The organism is Teichococcus aerofrigidensis, from assembly GCF_054073225.1.
In genome coordinates this window covers 1-15,938 of the sequence record NZ_JBSXMU010000082.1, presented here as the reverse complement: position 1 = coordinate 15,938, position 15,938 = coordinate 1, and the positions used below count along the sequence as shown (strand labels likewise).

Sequence of the window (15,938 nt, the reverse complement as noted above, 5' to 3'; positions counted from 1 at the left end):
GTCCTGCTGCGCCCCGGCGGAGTGGCGGCGGCGGCGATCGCCGCCCTGCTCGGCCCGCTGGACCGCCCGGCGGCGGGCGGCGGGGCGGAGGAGGCCCGCCCCTCCCCCGGCCTGCTGGCCTCGCATTACGCCCCGGTGCTGCCGCTGCGGCTGGAGGCGCGGACCCTTCGCCCCGGCGAGGCGCTGCTGGCCTTCGGCCCTCCCCTGCCGGGCGCCGCGCGGTGCTGGCAGCTCAGCGCGGCGGGCGACACGGTGGAGGCCGCCGCCCGGCTGTTCTCCGGCCTGCGCTGGCTGGACGACGAAGGCCGCCGGCGCGGCCTGACCGGCATCGCCGCCATGCCCATTTCCGCGGGAAGGCTCGGGGAGGCCATCAACGATCGGTTGTCCCGCGCCGCCGCACCACGACCGGAGGCTTGACGCCACGGCGGCAGGGCGGCGATATGGGCGGTGGCCACCGGAGCCGCTGGCCGCCGCGCAAGGATGCCTTTCGGGATGCAGCAGCCGATGCAACGGGCACCCCGCCTCACCGTCCCGATTGTCATCTATTCCTTCGCCCGCCCCGACTATCTCGATCGCCTCTGCGCCTCGCTCCGGGCGCAGCAGGGCGTCAGCCTCGACGAGAGCCGCATCCACCTGCTGCAGGACGGCGCCGTCTCGCCGCGCTCCCAGCTCCGCCTCGCCGCCGATGCGGCGATCGAGCAGGCCATCGCCACCTTCCGCCGGCACTTCCCCGGCGGGCAGGTGCATGCCGCGCCGGCCAATCTCGGCATCGCCATGAACCTGCAGCGCGGCGAGGCCCTGGTCTTCGAGGAGCTGGACGCCGAGATCGGCTATTTCTTCGAGGAGGATCTGGAGCTCGGCCCCTTCTACCTGGCCATGCTGGAGCATCTGGCGGCGCAGGCGGCGGCGCTGCCCCGGCTCGGCTACTTCGCGGCCTATGGCCGGCACCGCCAGGCCAGCGATGCCGATCATCCGCGCCTCGTCCAGATGGAGCACCACTGGGGCTTCGGCCTGACGCGCCGCTGCTGGCGCGCCATGCAGCCCTGGCTCGCCCCCTTCCTCGAGGTCTGGCGGCGGATCGACTATCAGGGCCGGCCGCATCTCCACCTGGCCGGCCTGTACCGCGACAAGCCGGTCGCCAGCGCCCTCTCCTCGCAGGACGTGGCCAAGACCCTGGCCTGCTCCGATCTCGGCTTCGCCCGCGTCAACACCGATGTCTGCTACGCCCGCTACATCGGCGAGCGGGGCGAATCCTTCCGCGCCGACAGCTACCGGCGCAACGGCTTCGACCGGATGGACTTCGTCACGCGCTGGCCGGAGACGCCGCCGCACCTGGAGGCGGCGGCGCTCGACCGGCTCGCCGCCGCCCGCCGCGCGCGCGACGTCGCCTATCGCGAGACGCGCTACGAGGCGCAGCTGGCCGAGATGGGGCAGCGGCTCTTCGACCCCGACCGGCCGGCGACGCGGCAGGACATCGAGGAGGTCTGGCGCGTCCTGCTCGACCGCCTGCCGGAGGACGAGGCGTATTTCGCGCGCAATGTCGGGCACCGCACGGTACGGCAGATCCGCACCACCCTGCTGCGCAGCCGCGAGGGCCGCAGCAAGACCTTCTACCTGCCGCCGGCCGACTGAGCCCCGCTTCCGGTTGCGCCTTGCCGAGGCGCGCCACCAGGACTAGCAACCCCTGTGGGGACGGCACGCGGCAGGCCCCGGATCTCAGGAGACCCTTCCGGCATGGCCGAGACCCCGCGCCCGATCACGGTGCCGATCGTCATCTTCGCCTTCGATCGCGGCCACTACCTCCGACGCTTCTGCGAGTCGCTGAAGGCGCAGCAGGGCGTCACGCTGGATGAGTCGCGCATCGTGCTGATGCAGGACGGCCCGGTCTCCCGCCGCTCCGGCGTCCGCTACGCGGAGGACGCGGCCATGGCCGAGAGCGTCGCCGCCTTCCGCGCCATCTTCCCCGGCGGGCAGGTCGTGGCCAGCACGGAGAATCTCGGCATCGCCTTCAACCTGCGCCGGGGCGAGCGCCACGCCTTCGAGACGATGCAGGCCGAGACGGCCTACTTCTTCGAGGACGATCTGGAGCTGGGCCCCTTCTACCTGCTGATGATGGAGCGGCTGCGCGAGGCCCTCGCCGGCTTCCCCGAGGTCGGCTACTTCGCGGCCTACGGCGATCACCGCGCCAGCCCCGACCCGGGGCGGGTCCAGATCGTGCCGCTGGACCATCACTGGGGCTTCGCCCTGCGGCGCGACGCCTGGCGCCGGGTGGATGCCTGGCTCAAGCCCTATTTCGACATCCTGGGCAGGACCGACTACCCCAACCGCAACCATCTCGGCGTCTTCCGCTGGCTGGAAGGCCAGCCGATGGCGATCGACAAGTCCTCGCAGGATGCCCTGAAGGCCGTGGCCTGCGCGCAGCTCGGCATCGCCCGGGTGATGACCGACATGTGCTTCGCCCGCTACATCGGCGAGAAGGGCGCCTCCTTCAGCGAGAAGCGCTTCCGCGAGCTGGGCTACGACCGGATGGAGGCGGCCACGCGCGGCGACATCCCGCTCGAGGCGCCCGGCGCGGCGCGCATCGCCGACATCCTGGCGCGGCAGCAGGCGCATTTCCGCCAGTTCCGCGAGCGCGAGTTCGACGGTTTCCTGGCGCGCTATTCCGGCCGCCACTGGGACCCCGAGCGGCCGCTGACGCGGCAGGATGTCGAGGATCTCTACCGCCTGCTGCTCGACCGCCTGCCGGAGGGCGAGCATATCTTCGAGCAGTATGTCGGCCGCCGCTCGGTGCGCAGCCTGCGCGGCATCATGTTCAACAGCCGCGAGTTCCGGGGACGCAACACGGGCGGCTGAGGCGCCGCGGCTCAGCGCAGCAGGGCCGTCAGCGCAGCAGAACGGGCAGCATCAGGTCCAGCCGGAGCCGCCCCTCCCGCGTCGCCGCCAGCCGGCCTTCCGGCGTCCAGCGCAGGTAGTCCTCCTCCAGGCAGGCGGCGAGCATCGCCGGGTCCACCGCCTCCTCCAGCGGGACGCCGGTGCGCGCCGCCAGCCGCGCCGGGTCCACCCCCTCGGAGAGGCGCAGCCCCATCAGCAGCGCCTCGCGCGCGCGGTCGGCGGGCGCCAGGATCTCGGTCGCGGTGATGCCGTGGCCGGTGGCCTCGACCCGGGCCAGCCATTCCTCCGGCGCCCGGTGCCGCCGCGCCGCCACCAGCCCTTCGCCCAGGTCCAGCCGCTGGTGCGCCCCGGCGCCGATGCCGATCGTGTCGCCATAGCGCCAGTAGGCGAGGTTGTGCCGGCTCTCCGCGCCCGGCCGCGCGTAGTTCGAGACCTCGTAGGGCAGCAGGCCGTAGCGCGCCGCCTCCTCGGCCGTGGCGGAGTAGAGCGCGGCGGCCTCGTCGCCTTCCGGCAGGACGAAGGCGCCGCGCGCATGCTCCGTCGCGAAGCGGGTGCCGGGCTCGATGGTGAGCTGATAGAGCGAGAGATGGTCGGCGGCGAGATCGAGCGCCCGGCGCAGCTCGGCCCGCCAGTCCGCCTCCCGCTGCCCCGGCCGGGCATAGATCAGGTCGAAGGAGAGGCGCGGGAAGAGGCCACGCGCCGCCTCCAGCGCGGCGATGGCCTGGGCCGCGTCGTGCCTGCGGCCGAGGAAGCGTAGCGCCGCCTCCTCCAGCGACTGCACGCCGAGGCTGGCGCGGTTCACCCCGGCGGCGCGGATCTCGGCCAGGCGCGAGATCTCGACGCTGGTCGGGTTGGCCTCCAGCGTGATCTCGATGTCGGGCAGCGGGTCGAAGAGGCGAAGCGCATCCTCGATGACGGCCGCGACGACGCCGGGCGGCATCAGGCTGGGCGTGCCACCACCGAAGAAGATCGAGGCCAGCTTCCGCCGCCCCACCTGCCCCGCCTCATAGGCCAGCTCCCGCCGCAGCGCGGCGCCGAAGCGCGCGGCGTCGACACGCTCGCGGACATGGCTGTTGAAGTCGCAATAGGGGCACTTGGCGGCGCAGAAGGGCCAGTGGACATAGAGCGCGAGGGGTTCGGACATGCTGGCGGCGATATGGCGCCGACGATGGCCGGAGGGAAGCGCGGCCGCGCGCCGGCCTGCCATCCGCGGGCGGAAGGACATCCGGCCCCTTCCTCTCGCCGCGCTTCCGGTGCGACTGTCGGGGTGTCCGGCCTTCCGTGACCCGGAACCGGACCCGCAGGAGAGAGCCGATGCCCGACCCGATCTCCGCGCCGCCCGCCGGACTGCGCCGCGCGACCCCGGCCGAGGCCGACGCCGTCCGTGACCTGACCCGGGCCGCCTATGCACGCTGGGTGCCGGTCATGGGGCGCGCGCCCCCGGCGCCGGCGGGCGCGTTGCGGCCCGGGGGGGGGGGGGCGGCCCCGCCCCCCCCCCCCGCCCCCCCCCACGGCCGATTACGACCGGGCGGTGCGGGAGCACCGCATCGACGTCGTGGAGCGCGACGGCCGGATGGTGGCGCTGATCGAGCTACGGCCCGAGGCCGACCACCTGTTGATCGTCAATGTCGCCGTCGCGCCGGACTGCCAGGGCCGGGGCCTCGGCCGCGCCCTGCTCGCCCATGCGGAGGCGGTGGCGCGCGGGCTCGGCCTGGCGGAGCTGCGGCTCTACACCAACAGCCGCTTCCTCGAGAACCTGCGGCTCTACGCGTGGCTGGGCTATGCGGTGACGCATGAGGAGAGCCTGCCGCCCCTCGGCGTCGTCATCCATATGCACCGGCGCCTGGACTGAGGCGGCGGGCCCGAGGGGCGGACCCGGCGGCGCGTCAGCGCCGGCCCAGGGCCAGATGGACGCCGAAGCCGATGAAGACGCCCCCGGTCAGCCGGTCCATCCAGCGCAGCACGGCGGGACGGCGCAGCAGGCGCCCGAGGGGCTGGCTGGCCAGGATCAGGGCGGCGCACCAGGCGATGCCCATCGCCACGTGCAGGACGGCGAGCAGGAAGGTCCAGGGCGCGGCGGGCAGGCCGGCGGGGACGAACTGCGGCAGGAAGGAGATGTAGAAGACGCCGATCTTGGGGTTCAGCAGATTGCTCAGCAGCCCCCTGGCGAACCAGCCGAGGCGGAGCCCGGTGGCCGCCGGCTCCACCGCGAAGCGCTCGCGCGGCCGCCAGAGCAGGCGCAGGCCGAGCCAGCAGAGATAGGCAGCGCCGGCCCATCGCAGCGCCTCGAAGGCGAGCTGCGAGGCGGCCAGCAGCGCCCCCAGGCCGAGCGCCACCGCCGCGCCCCAGAGCAGGCAGCCGAGGTTGATGCCGAAGGCCGCCCGGGCCGCCTGCCGCGCGCCCTCGGCGGTCGCGGTCCGCAACACCAGCGCGGTGTCGAGCCCCGGCGTCACCGTCAGCAGCCCGGCGGCGAGCAGGAAGGCGAGCAGGGATTGCGTGATGGTCATGCGTTGCTCCGCCCGGCACAGGGCACCCAACCCGGCCGGGGCGGAGCCTAGCGCGGCGCCGCCCGCGGCGGAATCGCCGGGAAGCGATGCCTGATGCGGCCTGACGGCAGGCCGGTCTGGTCCGGGGGCGGCGGAATTCTCCGCAACGTCATGTCGCCGCGACCGGATTGGCTTGACCCGGCGAGGCCGCATCCGCAACTCTGCCTGCAGCATGACGCGCCCTGGATCGCCGCTCGAATCCGCGGTCTCGGGGGGTGAAGCCGCTTGACCCGCGGCCACGCGCCCCGCACATCCGCCCAGTTCGCCGCCCCGGACCGGGGTGGCCCTGGCCGGCCTGTGCCGCCGGGCACCGCCCTCCCCCCGATGTCCAGGGTGCTTCACGTCATGACCACCTCGCCCACCGCCCCGCGCAAGCGGCTCTTCATCCGCACCTGGGGCTGCCAGATGAACGTCTATGACAGCGCCCGCATGGCGGATGTCCTGGCGCCGCTGGGCTATGGCCCGGCCGAGACGCCGGAGGAGGCCGACATGGTCATCCTCAACACCTGCCATATCCGCGAGAAGGCGGCGGAGAAGGTGTTCTCGGACCTCGGCCGGCTGCGCCTGCTGAAGGCCGGGAAGGAAGCGGCGGGGCAGAAGATGGTGCTGGCGGTCGCCGGCTGCGTGGCCCAGGCCGAGGGCGCCGAGATCACCGCCCGCGCCCCCTGGGTCGATATTGTGCTGGGGCCGCAGACCTATCACCGCCTGCCGGAGATGGTGGCCCGCGCCAGCCGCGCGGCGGGCGCGCAGATCGACACCGATTTCCCGGTGGAACAGAAATTCGACCTGCTGCCCGAGGTGAACGCCAGCCAGGGCCCGATCGCCTTCCTGACCATCCAGGAGGGCTGCGACAAGTTCTGTTCCTTCTGCGTGGTGCCCTACACGCGCGGTGCCGAGTTCTCCCGCCCCGTCGCCGCCATCCTGGCCGAGGCGCGGCGGCTGGTCGCCGGCGGCGCGCGGGAGATCGCGCTGCTCGGGCAGAACGTGAACGCCTGGCATGGCGAGGCGCCGGACGGCTCGGCCTGGACGCTGTCGCGCCTGCTGTACGCGCTGGCGGAGATCGATGGGCTGGCGCGGCTGCGCTACACCACCAGCCACCCGCGCGACATGGACGATGCGCTGATCGCGGCGCATGGCCGCATCCCGCAGCTGATGCCCTTCCTGCACCTGCCGGTGCAGAGCGGCTCGGACAGGGTGCTCCAGGCGATGAACCGCCAGCACAAGGCCGAGCTGTTCCTCCGCATCGCCGACCGGCTGCGCGAGGCGCGGCCCGACATGGCGCTCTCCTCCGACTTCATCGTCGGCCATCCGGGCGAGACGGATGCCGACCACGCGGCGACCATGGCGCTGGTGGAGAAGGTCGGCTTCGCCCTGGCCTATTCCTTCAAGTATTCGCCGCGTCCCGGCACCCCCGCCGCCGGCCAGCCCCTCCAGGTGGCCGAGACGGTGAAGGATGCGCGGCTGCAGGAATTGCAGGCGCTGCTGCGGCGCCAGCAGGATGATTTCAACCGCGCCTGCGTCGGGCGGGAGTGCGAGATCCTGTTCACCGGGCCGGGGCGGCATCCCGGCCAGATGGTGGGCCGCACCCCCTGGCTGCAGCCGGTGCATGTGACCGGCCCGGCCCGCCTGGCCGGCAGCCTGGCCCGGGCGCGCATCGCCGCCGCGCACCCGAATTCCCTCTCCGCCCTGCTTCTCGAAGAGAAGGAGCTTGCCTGCGCTTGAGCAACACCGCCCCCATCGCGCTCCGCGCCAATCCCCGCGCCCTGGACCGGCCCCTGATGGCTGACACCGTCTCCGCCGCCCGCTCCGTCACCCTGCAGTTCGACGACAACGCGCTGCTGCCGCTGCTCTATGGCGAGCATGACCGGCACCTGGCGCGGATCGAGCAGCGGCTGGGCGTGCGGCTGGCCAGCCGGGGCAACCGCCTGTCCATCATCGGCGCGCCCGAGGGCAGCCATGTGGCGGAGCTGGCGCTGCGCAGCCTGTGGCGGCAGCTGGAGCGGGGCGAGACGGTGGGCATGGCCGAGCTGGAGGCGGCGCTGCGGCTGGCGGAAGGCCAGCCCGCCGCGCCCGAGGGCGGCGCCGAGCCGCGCCTGCCGCTGGCCGACCTGCCGGCGATCCGCACCCGCAAGGGCGCCATTGCGCCGCGCAGCCACGCCCAGGCGGCCTATATCGAGCAGCTGGCGCGGCGCGACATGGTCTTCGGCATCGGCCCGGCCGGCACCGGCAAGACCTACCTCGCCGTGGCCCAGGGCGTGGCCCTGCTGCAGGCCGGGCGGGTCGACCGCATCGTGCTCTCGCGCCCGGCGGTGGAGGCCGGCGAGCGGCTCGGCTTCCTGCCCGGCGACATGAAGGAGAAGGTCGATCCCTATCTCCGCCCGCTCTACGACGCGCTGCACGACATGATGCCGGCCGACCAGGTGCAGCGGCGCATCGTCTCCGGCGAGATCGAGATCGCGCCGCTCGCCTTCATGCGCGGCCGCACGCTGGCGCATTGCTACGCCATCCTGGACGAGGCGCAGAACACCACCCCGGCGCAGATCAAGATGTTCCTCACCCGCATGGGCGAAGGCACCCGGATGGTCGTCACCGGCGATCCCTCCCAGGTGGACCTGCCGCCGGGGCAGCGGTCGGGGCTGGTGGAGGCGCTCTCCATCCTCGACGGGGTGGAGGGCATCGGCGTCAGCCGCTTCCGCGAGCAGGACGTGGTGCGACATCCGCTGGTGGCGCGCATCGTCGCCGCGTATAACCGTGCCGATCAATCGGCCGGTGGCCTCGCCAGACAGGGCGGGCCGGACGGCGCCGGGGCGGGACTGGCCCGCCGCGGCAGGAAGGAGAGTGATGGAACCGGGAAGTAGTGCGCCCGGCCACCGAGGGGTGGCTGGGCTTTCGGAGCCGGAGGTCGTCGTTGTCATCGATGCCCCGGCATGGCGCGCGGCGGTGCCGCGGGCCGAGGAACTGGCGCGCCGTGCCGCTGAAGCCGCCTGGGCCGAGATGGCCGGCGACGGCTTCGACCTGCGGGAGGCCCCGCCGGGCGCTCCGGCCGGGGCGATGACCGTGCTGCTGACCGACGATCGCTCGGTGAAGCGGCTGAACGGGCGGCATCGCGGCAAGGTCAAGCCGACCAACGTGCTCTCCTTCCCGGGAGAAGGCTTCGGCCATCTGGGCGACATCGCCCTCGCCCTCGGCGTGGTGCGGCGCGAGGCGCGTGGCGCCCGGCGCCGCGTGGCCGCGCATCTGGCGCACCTGGTGGCGCATGGCACGCTGCATCTGGGCGGCCATGACCACATCGCCGCCGGCGAGGCCCGCCGCATGGAGCGCGCCGAGGCCCGCATCATGCGCCGCCTCAACATGCCCAACCCCTGGCGGGGCGTGACATGAGCGAGACGCGCGAGACCCGCGAGGGCATCCTCTGGAGGCTGCAGGGCCTGCTGCGCCGCCGCGCCGCCGAGAGCGTGCGCGATCAGGTGGAGGCCCTGGTCGAGGGCCGGGACCACAACGAGCACCACGAGCATGACGGCCCGCCACGCCCCGAGCTGGACGCGCAGGAGCGCGCCATGCTGGCCAATGTGCTCAAGCTGCGCGGCAAGACGGCGGCCGATGTCATGGTGCCGCGCGCCGATATCGTCGCCATGTCCGAGGACCTGACGCTGGAGCAGGCCATCCGGCTGATCCAGCGCGAGGGCCACAGCCGCTTCCCGGTCTACCGCGAGCAGCTCGACGAGATCGTCGGCATGGTCCACATCAAGGACGTCTTCGCCAGCGTCGGGCGCGAGGCGCCCTTCAGCATGGCCGCGGTGATCCGCAAGCCGCTCTTCGTCGTGCCCTCCATTCCGGTGCTGGACCTGCTGCTGCAGATGCGCCAGGCGCGCATGCATCTGGCGCTGGTGGTGGACGAGTATGGCGGCATCGACGGGCTGGTGACCATCGAGGACCTGGTCGAGACCATCACCGGCGACATCTCGGACGAGCACGACGAGGACGCCCCGCCGCAGATCGTCGAGCGCCCCGACGGGTTGATCGACCTCGATGCCCGGACCCCGATCGAGACCTTCGAGGGCCGGATCGGCCCGGTGCTGACCGAGGACGAGCGGGAGCAGGATATCGACACGGTGGGCGGCCTGGTCTTCACCCTGGCCGGGCGCGTGCCGGCCCGGGGCGAGCTGGTCTCGCATTCCTCCGGGCTCGAGTTCCGCGTGCTGGACGCCGATCCGCGCCGCATTCGCCGCCTGCGGGTGCGACGCCCGGGGGTGAACGCGGCCACCCAGAAGGCCGCCGCGGAATAGCCGCGCGGCCGGGGGGGGGCCGCCCCCCCCCCCCCCCCGGGGGGGGGCCCCCCCCCCCCCCCCCCCCCCCCGCGGCGGGGGGGGGGGGCCCCCCCCGCCCCTCCCCCTGGCCCCGGCCGTGGGCCTCCGGCAATTCCGCCCGCGCGCCATCCGCGCTAAGCCGGCGCCTCCCGCGATGTCGAGGGATAGCCGTCGCCTTGTCCTCCCTGCTCCTGCGCCGCCCCTTGCTCGCCGCCTTCGGGCTCGGCCTCCTCTCGGCCCTGGCCCTGCCGCCGCTGTACCTCGTGCCGGTGCTGCTGCTGGCCATTCCCGGCCTGCTGCGCCTGCTGGACGCGGCACCGGACTGGAAGCGCGCCGCCCTGACCGGCCTGGCCTGGGGCTGGGGGCATCACCTCCTGGGCCTCTACTGGATCAGCCACGCCCTGCTGACCGATCCCTGGCGCTGGGGCTGGCTGGTGCCGATCGCCGTGCCGGGGCTGGCCCTGCCGCTGGCCGCCTATGTCGCGGTGGCCTGCCTGCTGGCCTGGTGGGCCCGGCCGGGCTGGCGGCGCTGGCTGGCCCTGGCCGGCGCCTGGGTGGCGATGGAGATCCTGCGCGGCCACCTCCTCACCGGCTTTCCCTGGAACCTCCTCGGCACGGTCTGGGCCTTCCATGCCCTGCCGCTGCAATCCGCCGCCTGGATCGGCGTGCACGGCCTGTCCCTGCTGACGCTGCTGCTGGCGGGCCTGCCGCGATTCGGCCGGCGCGGCTGGGCGGCGGGCGCCCTGGCCCTGGCGGCGCTCGGCCTGTTCGGCGGGCTGCGCCTGACCCAGCCGGAGCCGGCGCCGCCGGGGGTCAATCTTCTGCTGGTCCAGGGCAATGTCGCGCAGGAGGCGAAGTGGCGCGAGGATCAGAGGTGGCCGATCTTTCGTCGCTACCTGGAGTTGAGTCAATCAGGAGCCGCTCATGCCCCGGCGGAGGTGCCGCTGGTGGTCATCTGGCCCGAGACCGCCAGCCCCTTCCTGCTGCCGAACGATCCCGCCGCCCGCGACTACGCCAGCCGCGTGCTGCCCCCCGGCGCGGTGCTGCTGGCCGGATCGGTGCGCGCCGAATGGGGGGCGGACCAGCGGGCGGAGCGCGTGTTCAACAGCCTCTCCGCCATCGCGCCGGACGGGCGGCTGCTTGCCGTCTACGACAAGGCGCATCTCGTGCCCTTCGGCGAGTACATGCCGCTACGCGGGCTGATCCCGATTCGCGTGGTGCAGGGCGGGCTGGATTTCTCCGCCGGCCCCGGCCCGGTGGCGCTGGCCCCGGCCGGCCTGCCGCCATTCAGCCCGTTGATCTGCTACGAGGTGATCTTCCCCGGCGCGGTGGCGCCCGCGTCGCGCCCGGCCTGGCTGCTCAACATCACCAATGATGCCTGGTTCGGCGTCTCCGCCGGCCCCTACCAGCATCTGGCGGCGGCGCGGCTCCGCGCGGTGGAGGAAGGGCTGCCGCTGGTGCGGGTGGCGCCGACCGGCGTTTCCGCGGTCTTCGACGCCTCGGGCCGGGTGACGGCACGGATCGGGCTGGGCGAGGAGGGCAGCGTCCTGGCGTCCCTGCCGGGCGCCCGGCCTGCCACCCCATTTGCACGTTTCGGTGATATTTTTGCAATCCTTTTCGCGGCACTGGCGTTTGGAGTTGCGAAACTGCCATCCGGCACACCGAAACAAGGGTTTGGTGACCGGATTCGTATCATAATTGAGAATTCTCGAAAGAGTTGACAAAAAGCTACCCGATCCTTAGATCCTACAACAGAGCAAGGCGATGGTCATGCAGGGAGCTGGCGGGTGGAACCCCGCCCGGATCCGCAGCAGACCTAGCGGTCTGTGGCAACTGGCGGAGGTTTCAGCATGGCGAGCGGCGAAGTTCAGGAGCGCACTGAGCGGGAACACCGGCCGAGCCCGATCGACGTGCATGTCGGAACCCGTGTCCGGCTGCGCCGTACCCTGATGGGGATGAGCCAGGAGAAGCTGGGCGAGGCGCTCGGCCTGACCTTCCAGCAGGTCCAGAAGTACGAGCGCGGCGTCAACCGGATCGGCGCCAGCCGCCTGTTCGACCTGGCGCGGGTGCTCGATGTGCCGATCGGCTTCTTCTTCGACGACATGCCCGACGCCATGGGCGGCAACGGCGCCCTGCGCTCGCGCATGGGCGGCTTCGCCGAGAGCCAGGAAGGCTTCGAGGATGACACCCTCCACAAGAGGGAGACGCTGGAGCTGGTCCGCGCCTATTACCGGATCACCGAGCCGGCCGTCCGCAAGCGCGTCTTCGACCTGATCAAGAGCCTCGCGCCCACCGACGTCTGACGGCGCGGGGCATGCCGGGGTAAGGCAGGCGGGAAGCCGGCCCTACCTCATCGGGATCGCCAGCGGAGTGGCCGGGCGATTCTGCCGCAACTGTGCCGCTCCCTCGCCCACAACACGTTCGACCGCCGCGCTCAACACCTTGCGGTTGGGGAACTCCTTCGGATCGACCGGCGGGTGCAGCAGCACCGTGACCTGCGCCGGCGGGCGATGCACCAGCCGCCAGAAGTGGCTGCCGATCTCCATGTCGCCATACCAGGCGTAATCCGGCCGGTCGCGCCGGCCCGCGGGCAGGCCGCCGACCCGGTCATAGACCACCGAGACCGGCTGCACGCGCGTCGCCGCATCCGCCACCGCCAGGAAGGAGGACCGGAACGGCAGCACGCGGGTGCCGTCGTTGCTGGTGCCCTCGGGGAAGAGGATCAGGCTGCCGCCTTCCCGCAGGCGGTCGCGCATCGCCCGGGCCTCGTCGCCCGTGCGGCCACGGCTGCGGCTGACGAAGACCGTTCGGCCCAGCCGGGCCACGGTCCGGACCACTGGCCATTCGCCGACCTCCGCCTTGGAGACGAAGGCCGCCTCCAGCGTGGCGCCCAGCACCGGGATGTCCAGCCACGAGGAATGGTTCGACAGGAAGAGCGTCGGGTGATCCGGCGCCGGCGCGCCGACCACGCGCAGCCGCAGGCCGATCAGCCGGCAGGCGACCCGGTGGTAAAACCGGGCGAAGCGCCGCTTGCCACCCCCCGGCAGCCGCACCAGCACGCTCTGCACCGGGATGCAGGCCAGGGTCCAGAGCACGACCGAGGCGGTGCGCCGGATGGCGCGCAACCGCCCCCCGGGCTGTGCCGGCTGCTCCCAGAGCGAGGCGGCCCCTTCCGGCAGGGCGGCCTTGCGCGGCATGTCCCCGCGGCGCCGCGCGGCGCGGCTGTCCTGGCCATCGGGCATCGGCGGCATCCTTCCTTCCGGCCTGATGCCAGCCTCAGTCCCTGCCGCCCAGCTGCAGCTCGTAGTGGCGGGAATACTTCCGGGTCACCAGATCGGTCTTGACCACGACGCAGACATCGGTGGTGTTGAACTGATCGTCGATCACCGCCCCGTCGCCGACGAACCCGCCCAACCGCAGATAGCCCTTCACCAGCGGCGGCAGATCGGCCAGCGCGGCACGCGGATCGACGCGCGCGGCCTCCATCAGATCCATGGCGACATAGCGCTCGGCGAGGGCGCGCGGCCGTATCTCCGGCGGCGCCAGGTGGTTGCGGTAGAGGTAGGTGAGCTGCATCGCCAGGGCGTTGAGGTCGGTGCCGCGCAAACTGGCGCAACCGAACATCAGCTCCACCCGGTGCTTGGCGACATAGGCGGCGATGCCGGACCAGAGCAGCTGCATCGCGGCCTTGCTGCGATAGGCGGTGTCGACGCAGGAGCGGCCCAGCTCCAGCACCCGCTCGCAGGTGTCCAGCAGCGGGCCCAGATCGTATTCCGAGGCCGAGTAGAAGCCGCCCGCGCGCTCCGCGGCCTGCCGGCGGATCAGGCGATAGGTGCCCACCACCGCCGCGGCGTCCTCGCCCAGGTTGTGGTCCAGCACCAGCAGATGGTCGGCCACGGCATCGAAGGCATCGCTGTCCCGCCGGGCGGCAGCGGCGGCGGCATCGGGCTGGGCGCCCATCTCCTCGTAGAAGACGCGGTAGCGGAGCGCCTGGGCCGCGTCGATCTCGGCCGCCGTGGTCGCGATCCGGACGCCGAGATTGCCGCTGCGCAGTTCCCCGAAGCCGGCCTCCGCAGCGATCATGCATCCTCTCCGGCGCGGCGGCGCCCGGAGCGGCGCGCCGTCGTGGCCCCGGCCGCGCCCTTCGCCTCGGGCGCGCGGCGGCCGAAGAGTTCCAGCCGGTGGCCGATCAGGCTGAAGCCGAGGCGCGCGGCGATGGCCTCGGCCAGGGCCTCGTGCTGCGCGTCGGAGAACTCGATGACCTTGCCGGAATCGATGTCGATCAGGTGGTAGTGGTGGCCATGATCGGTCGGCTCGTAGCGGGCGCGGCCGCCGCCGAAGTCATGCCGCTCCAGGATGCCCTTCTCCTCCAGCAGCCGCACGGTGCGATAGACCGTGGCGATGGAGACGCGCGAATCGAGGGCCAGGGCGCGGCGGTAGAGTTCCTCGACATCCGGATGGTCGAGCGATTCCGAGAGCACGCGCGCGATCAGCCGGCGCTGCCCCGTCATCTTCAGGCCGCGCTCGACACACAGCCGCTCGATGCGCAGAGGATCGGGCTTGGTGGCCGCGGCGGTCTGGGGCGTATCGGTGCGCGTGTCCATGGGGATGGTCGGAAGCTCTCCTGTGCCGGGCGGCGAAGGTCCGCCTCTCCGTCCTCCGGCTTGTATGACACGATGGCGGGGGCCGCCAAGCCGGGCCCGTCCCGGCGCCACCGGTGGCCCTGTGGACCATCACCATGCCCGCGCCACGAGTCACCGCGACCGCCGACGCGGCTGCCATGCCACTATCGCCCCGGCAAGGCAAGGCGCCAGCGAAAACCTGCCCTGCGCGCCCCTCCGCCGCTGGCGCCGAAGGGTGGGAAACCTCAGCCCGCCGCGCCGCGCCGCGGGCGGGTGGTGCGCGGCTTGGTGCCGAGGCCGATCTTCTTGGCCAGGGAGGAGCGGTGGCGGGCGTAGTTCGGCGCCACCATCGGGTAATCCGGCGGCAGGCCCCAGCGTTCGCGATACTGCTCCGGCGTCATGTCATAGGCGGTCTTGAGATGACGCTTCAGCATCTTGAGCTTCTTGCCGTCCTCGAGACAGACAAGATACTCGTCCGTGACGGACTTCTTCACCGGCACGGCGGGCTGCGGCCGCTCGACCGGGGCCGGCGCGACGATCGGCGCGGCGCCAAGTCCGTGCAGCGTGCGATGGACCTGCTCGATCAGTAAAGGCACCTCGGCCAGCGGCACGGGATTGTTGGAAACATGCGCAGCGACGATCTGGGCCGTTAGTCCGAGCAATTCCCGGGCGCCCTGTTCTTCAGACATCCCTCAGCCTTTATGCAGAAATGTGAACACAGCCTAGACGCCGCCAACGTCATGACTTGAGTCAAGATATCGGCAGGTTAAGGTGTTTCGCAACGCCCAATCGGCAAAAATCGAAGACGATGAAGAGCATGTCCCAGGACCACACGCCGCAAGAATTACAGCATGACCAATCCATCGATATCACAACCGAAACTTGCCCGATGACCTTCGTTCGCACGCGGTTGGCGCTGGACCGGCTGGCGCCCGGTGGAATTCTGCTGGTCAAGCTCCGGGGCGAGGAGCCGCGCGCCAATATCCCGCGCACCGCCGCCGAGCAGGGCCATGCCGTGCTCGACGCCACCGAGCAGTCGGATGGCAGCCTCTGGCTCAGGCTCCGCAAAGGCGGCGGCTGAGCACCAGGGCGTCCTCGCCATCGGCATAGTAACGCGGCCGCAGCCCGGCCTGGGTGAAGCCGGCGCCCTCATAGAGGCCCCGTGCCGCGGTGTTGCCGACAGCGACCTCCAGGAAAAGGCGCGCGGCGCCACGCCCGGCCGCCTGGCGCGACGCCGCCTGCAGCAGCCGCCGCGCCACTCCCCGGCGACGCGCCGCCGGCACCACCGCCAGCGTCAGGATCTCCGCCTCGTCCGCCGCCACCCGGGCGATGATGAAGCCCTCCTCCGGGCAGAGCAGGGCGAAGGCGCCCGGCATCTCCAGCATCAGGCACAGCGCCTCGGCGCCCCAGCGCTCCGCCGGCGGGAAGGCGGCGGCGTGCAGCGGGGCCAGCGCCGCCGCCGCCTCGGCCCCCACCCCAACCGGCCCGGGCGCCGCCTCAGCCATGCGGCCCCCGCACCGCGGGAGGTTCGACATAAAGCGGCAGGGCCGGCCGGAGCGGCAGGCCCGAGA

General features: G+C 72.5%; 18 protein-coding genes. 11 read left to right on the top strand and 7 right to left on the bottom strand.

Annotated elements, in window-relative coordinates; translation table 11 throughout:
• The 3 genes from ACVMLK_RS15480 to ACVMLK_RS15470 all read left to right on the top strand — a co-directional run.
• Positions 1-417, top strand: a 417-nt coding sequence (locus ACVMLK_RS15480) for a Sua5 family C-terminal domain-containing protein (protein ID WP_457486884.1), incomplete at its 5' end; no start/stop codon positions are given.
• A 75-nt stretch (positions 418-492) separates the two neighbouring features.
• The gene (locus ACVMLK_RS15475) at positions 493-1,632 is read left to right on the top strand and encodes a hypothetical protein (RefSeq protein ID WP_198365291.1); all 1,140 of its coding nucleotides are present in this window, start codon (positions 493-495) and stop codon (positions 1,630-1,632) included.
• Between the two features lie 102 nt (positions 1,633-1,734).
• Positions 1,735-2,853 (top strand): glycosyltransferase family 2 protein, encoded by a 1,119-nt coding sequence (locus ACVMLK_RS15470; RefSeq protein ID WP_198365290.1) that lies wholly within the window; start codon positions 1,735-1,737, stop codon positions 2,851-2,853.
• 28 nt (positions 2,854-2,881) lie between these two features.
• Here the strand turns inward: ACVMLK_RS15470 and hemW are convergent, their stop codons facing one another.
• Positions 2,882-4,036 carry a radical SAM family heme chaperone HemW gene (hemW, locus tag ACVMLK_RS15465; RefSeq protein ID WP_457486883.1) on the bottom strand — a complete coding sequence of 385 codons (1,155 nt, stop codon included), beginning with the start codon at positions 4,034-4,036 and terminating at the stop codon, positions 2,882-2,884.
• 387 nt (positions 4,037-4,423) lie between these two features.
• Between hemW and ACVMLK_RS15460 the strand changes: the two genes are divergently transcribed.
• Positions 4,424-4,744, top strand: a complete 321-nt coding sequence (locus ACVMLK_RS15460) for a GNAT family N-acetyltransferase (protein ID WP_457486882.1) — start codon at positions 4,424-4,426, stop codon at positions 4,742-4,744.
• A 34-nt stretch (positions 4,745-4,778) separates the two neighbouring features.
• Here ACVMLK_RS15460 and ACVMLK_RS15455 read toward each other — a convergent pair whose 3' ends face one another.
• On the bottom strand, positions 4,779-5,399 hold the full coding sequence (locus ACVMLK_RS15455) for a LysE family translocator (protein ID WP_422922563.1): 621 nt from the start codon (positions 5,397-5,399) through the stop codon (positions 4,779-4,781).
• A 363-nt stretch (positions 5,400-5,762) separates the two neighbouring features.
• On the opposite strand from ACVMLK_RS15455, the gene miaB reads away from it, so the two are divergent.
• The 6 genes from miaB (at position 5,763) to ACVMLK_RS15425 (ending at position 12,048) form a co-directional block, all read left to right on the top strand.
• The gene (miaB, locus tag ACVMLK_RS15450; protein ID WP_457486881.1) at positions 5,763-7,160 is read left to right on the top strand and encodes a tRNA (N6-isopentenyl adenosine(37)-C2)-methylthiotransferase MiaB; all 1,398 of its coding nucleotides are present in this window, start codon (positions 5,763-5,765) and stop codon (positions 7,158-7,160) included.
• Positions 7,161-7,216: 56 nt separating this feature from the next.
• On the top strand, positions 7,217-8,296 hold the full coding sequence (locus tag ACVMLK_RS15445; RefSeq protein ID WP_457486886.1) for a PhoH family protein: 1,080 nt from the start codon (positions 7,217-7,219) through the stop codon (positions 8,294-8,296).
• Positions 8,297-8,315: 19 nt separating this feature from the next.
• Positions 8,316-8,819 (top strand): rRNA maturation RNase YbeY, encoded by a 504-nt coding sequence (gene ybeY / locus ACVMLK_RS15440; protein ID WP_422922561.1) that lies wholly within the window; start codon positions 8,316-8,318, stop codon positions 8,817-8,819.
• On the top strand, positions 8,816-9,724 hold the full coding sequence (locus ACVMLK_RS15435) for a hemolysin family protein (protein WP_198365285.1): 909 nt from the start codon (positions 8,816-8,818) through the stop codon (positions 9,722-9,724). Before ybeY ends, ACVMLK_RS15435 begins: the two co-directional genes overlap by 4 nt.
• 197 nt (positions 9,725-9,921) lie before the next feature.
• Positions 9,922-11,466 carry an apolipoprotein N-acyltransferase gene (gene lnt, locus ACVMLK_RS15430; protein ID WP_457486880.1) on the top strand — a complete coding sequence of 515 codons (1,545 nt, stop codon included), beginning with the start codon at positions 9,922-9,924 and terminating at the stop codon, positions 11,464-11,466.
• A gap of 129 nt (positions 11,467-11,595) precedes the next feature.
• On the top strand, positions 11,596-12,048 hold the full coding sequence (locus ACVMLK_RS15425; RefSeq protein WP_198365283.1) for a helix-turn-helix domain-containing protein: 453 nt from the start codon (positions 11,596-11,598) through the stop codon (positions 12,046-12,048).
• Positions 12,049-12,090: 42 nt separating this feature from the next.
• Here the strand turns inward: ACVMLK_RS15425 and ACVMLK_RS15420 are convergent, their stop codons facing one another.
• The 4 genes from ACVMLK_RS15420 to ACVMLK_RS15405 form a co-directional block, all read right to left on the bottom strand.
• Positions 12,091-12,987, bottom strand: a complete 897-nt coding sequence (locus tag ACVMLK_RS15420; protein WP_457486879.1) for a lysophospholipid acyltransferase family protein — start codon at positions 12,985-12,987, stop codon at positions 12,091-12,093.
• A 34-nt stretch (positions 12,988-13,021) separates the two neighbouring features.
• Positions 13,022-13,828, bottom strand: coding sequence for a GNAT family N-acetyltransferase (locus tag ACVMLK_RS15415; RefSeq protein WP_198365281.1), 807 nt, complete (start codon positions 13,826-13,828; stop codon positions 13,022-13,024).
• On the bottom strand, positions 13,825-14,349 hold the full coding sequence (locus ACVMLK_RS15410) for a Fur family transcriptional regulator (protein ID WP_198365280.1): 525 nt from the start codon (positions 14,347-14,349) through the stop codon (positions 13,825-13,827). Before ACVMLK_RS15410 ends, ACVMLK_RS15415 begins: the two co-directional genes overlap by 4 nt.
• A 263-nt stretch (positions 14,350-14,612) precedes the next feature.
• The gene (locus ACVMLK_RS15405; RefSeq protein ID WP_198365279.1) at positions 14,613-15,056 is read right to left on the bottom strand and encodes a MucR family transcriptional regulator; all 444 of its coding nucleotides are present in this window, start codon (positions 15,054-15,056) and stop codon (positions 14,613-14,615) included.
• A gap of 128 nt (positions 15,057-15,184) precedes the next feature.
• Between ACVMLK_RS15405 and ACVMLK_RS15400 the strand changes: the two genes are divergently transcribed.
• Positions 15,185-15,448, top strand: a complete 264-nt coding sequence (locus tag ACVMLK_RS15400) for a sulfurtransferase TusA family protein (RefSeq protein ID WP_457486885.1) — start codon at positions 15,185-15,187, stop codon at positions 15,446-15,448.
• On the opposite strand, the gene ACVMLK_RS15395 is transcribed toward ACVMLK_RS15400, so the two are convergent.
• On the bottom strand, positions 15,423-15,872 hold the full coding sequence (locus ACVMLK_RS15395) for a GNAT family N-acetyltransferase (RefSeq protein ID WP_457486878.1): 450 nt from the start codon (positions 15,870-15,872) through the stop codon (positions 15,423-15,425). The genes ACVMLK_RS15400 and ACVMLK_RS15395 overlap by 26 nt on opposite strands.
• Positions 15,873-15,938: the final 66 nt, after the last annotated feature.

Excerpts from the sequence above, each read along its gene's own strand:
- ACVMLK_RS15455 (WP_422922563.1), bottom strand. The coding sequence starts at position 5,399 with ATGACCATCACGCAATCCCTGCTCGCCTTCCTGCTCGCCGCCGGGCTG.
- ACVMLK_RS15445 (WP_457486886.1), top strand. The coding sequence starts at position 7,217 with ATGGCTGACACCGTCTCCGCCGCCCGCTCCGTCACCCTGCAGTTCGAC.
- ACVMLK_RS15410 (WP_198365280.1), bottom strand. The coding sequence starts at position 14,349 with ATGGACACGCGCACCGATACGCCCCAGACCGCCGCGGCCACCAAGCCC.
- ACVMLK_RS15415 (WP_198365281.1), bottom strand. The coding sequence starts at position 13,828 with ATGATCGCTGCGGAGGCCGGCTTCGGGGAACTGCGCAGCGGCAATCTC.
- hemW (WP_457486883.1), bottom strand. The coding sequence starts at position 4,036 with ATGTCCGAACCCCTCGCGCTCTATGTCCACTGGCCCTTCTGCGCCGCC.
- ACVMLK_RS15470 (WP_198365290.1), top strand. The coding sequence starts at position 1,735 with ATGGCCGAGACCCCGCGCCCGATCACGGTGCCGATCGTCATCTTCGCC.
- miaB (WP_457486881.1), top strand. The coding sequence starts at position 5,763 with ATGTCCAGGGTGCTTCACGTCATGACCACCTCGCCCACCGCCCCGCGC.
- ACVMLK_RS15400 (WP_457486885.1), top strand. The coding sequence starts at position 15,185 with ATGTCCCAGGACCACACGCCGCAAGAATTACAGCATGACCAATCCATC.
- ACVMLK_RS15420 (WP_457486879.1), bottom strand. The coding sequence starts at position 12,987 with ATGCCCGATGGCCAGGACAGCCGCGCCGCGCGGCGCCGCGGGGACATG.
- ACVMLK_RS15395 (WP_457486878.1), bottom strand. The coding sequence starts at position 15,872 with ATGGCTGAGGCGGCGCCCGGGCCGGTTGGGGTGGGGGCCGAGGCGGCG.
- ACVMLK_RS15425 (WP_198365283.1), top strand. The coding sequence starts at position 11,596 with ATGGCGAGCGGCGAAGTTCAGGAGCGCACTGAGCGGGAACACCGGCCG.
- ACVMLK_RS15475 (WP_198365291.1), top strand. The coding sequence starts at position 493 with ATGCAGCAGCCGATGCAACGGGCACCCCGCCTCACCGTCCCGATTGTC.
- ACVMLK_RS15405 (WP_198365279.1), bottom strand. The coding sequence starts at position 15,056 with ATGTCTGAAGAACAGGGCGCCCGGGAATTGCTCGGACTAACGGCCCAG.
- ACVMLK_RS15435 (WP_198365285.1), top strand. The coding sequence starts at position 8,816 with ATGAGCGAGACGCGCGAGACCCGCGAGGGCATCCTCTGGAGGCTGCAG.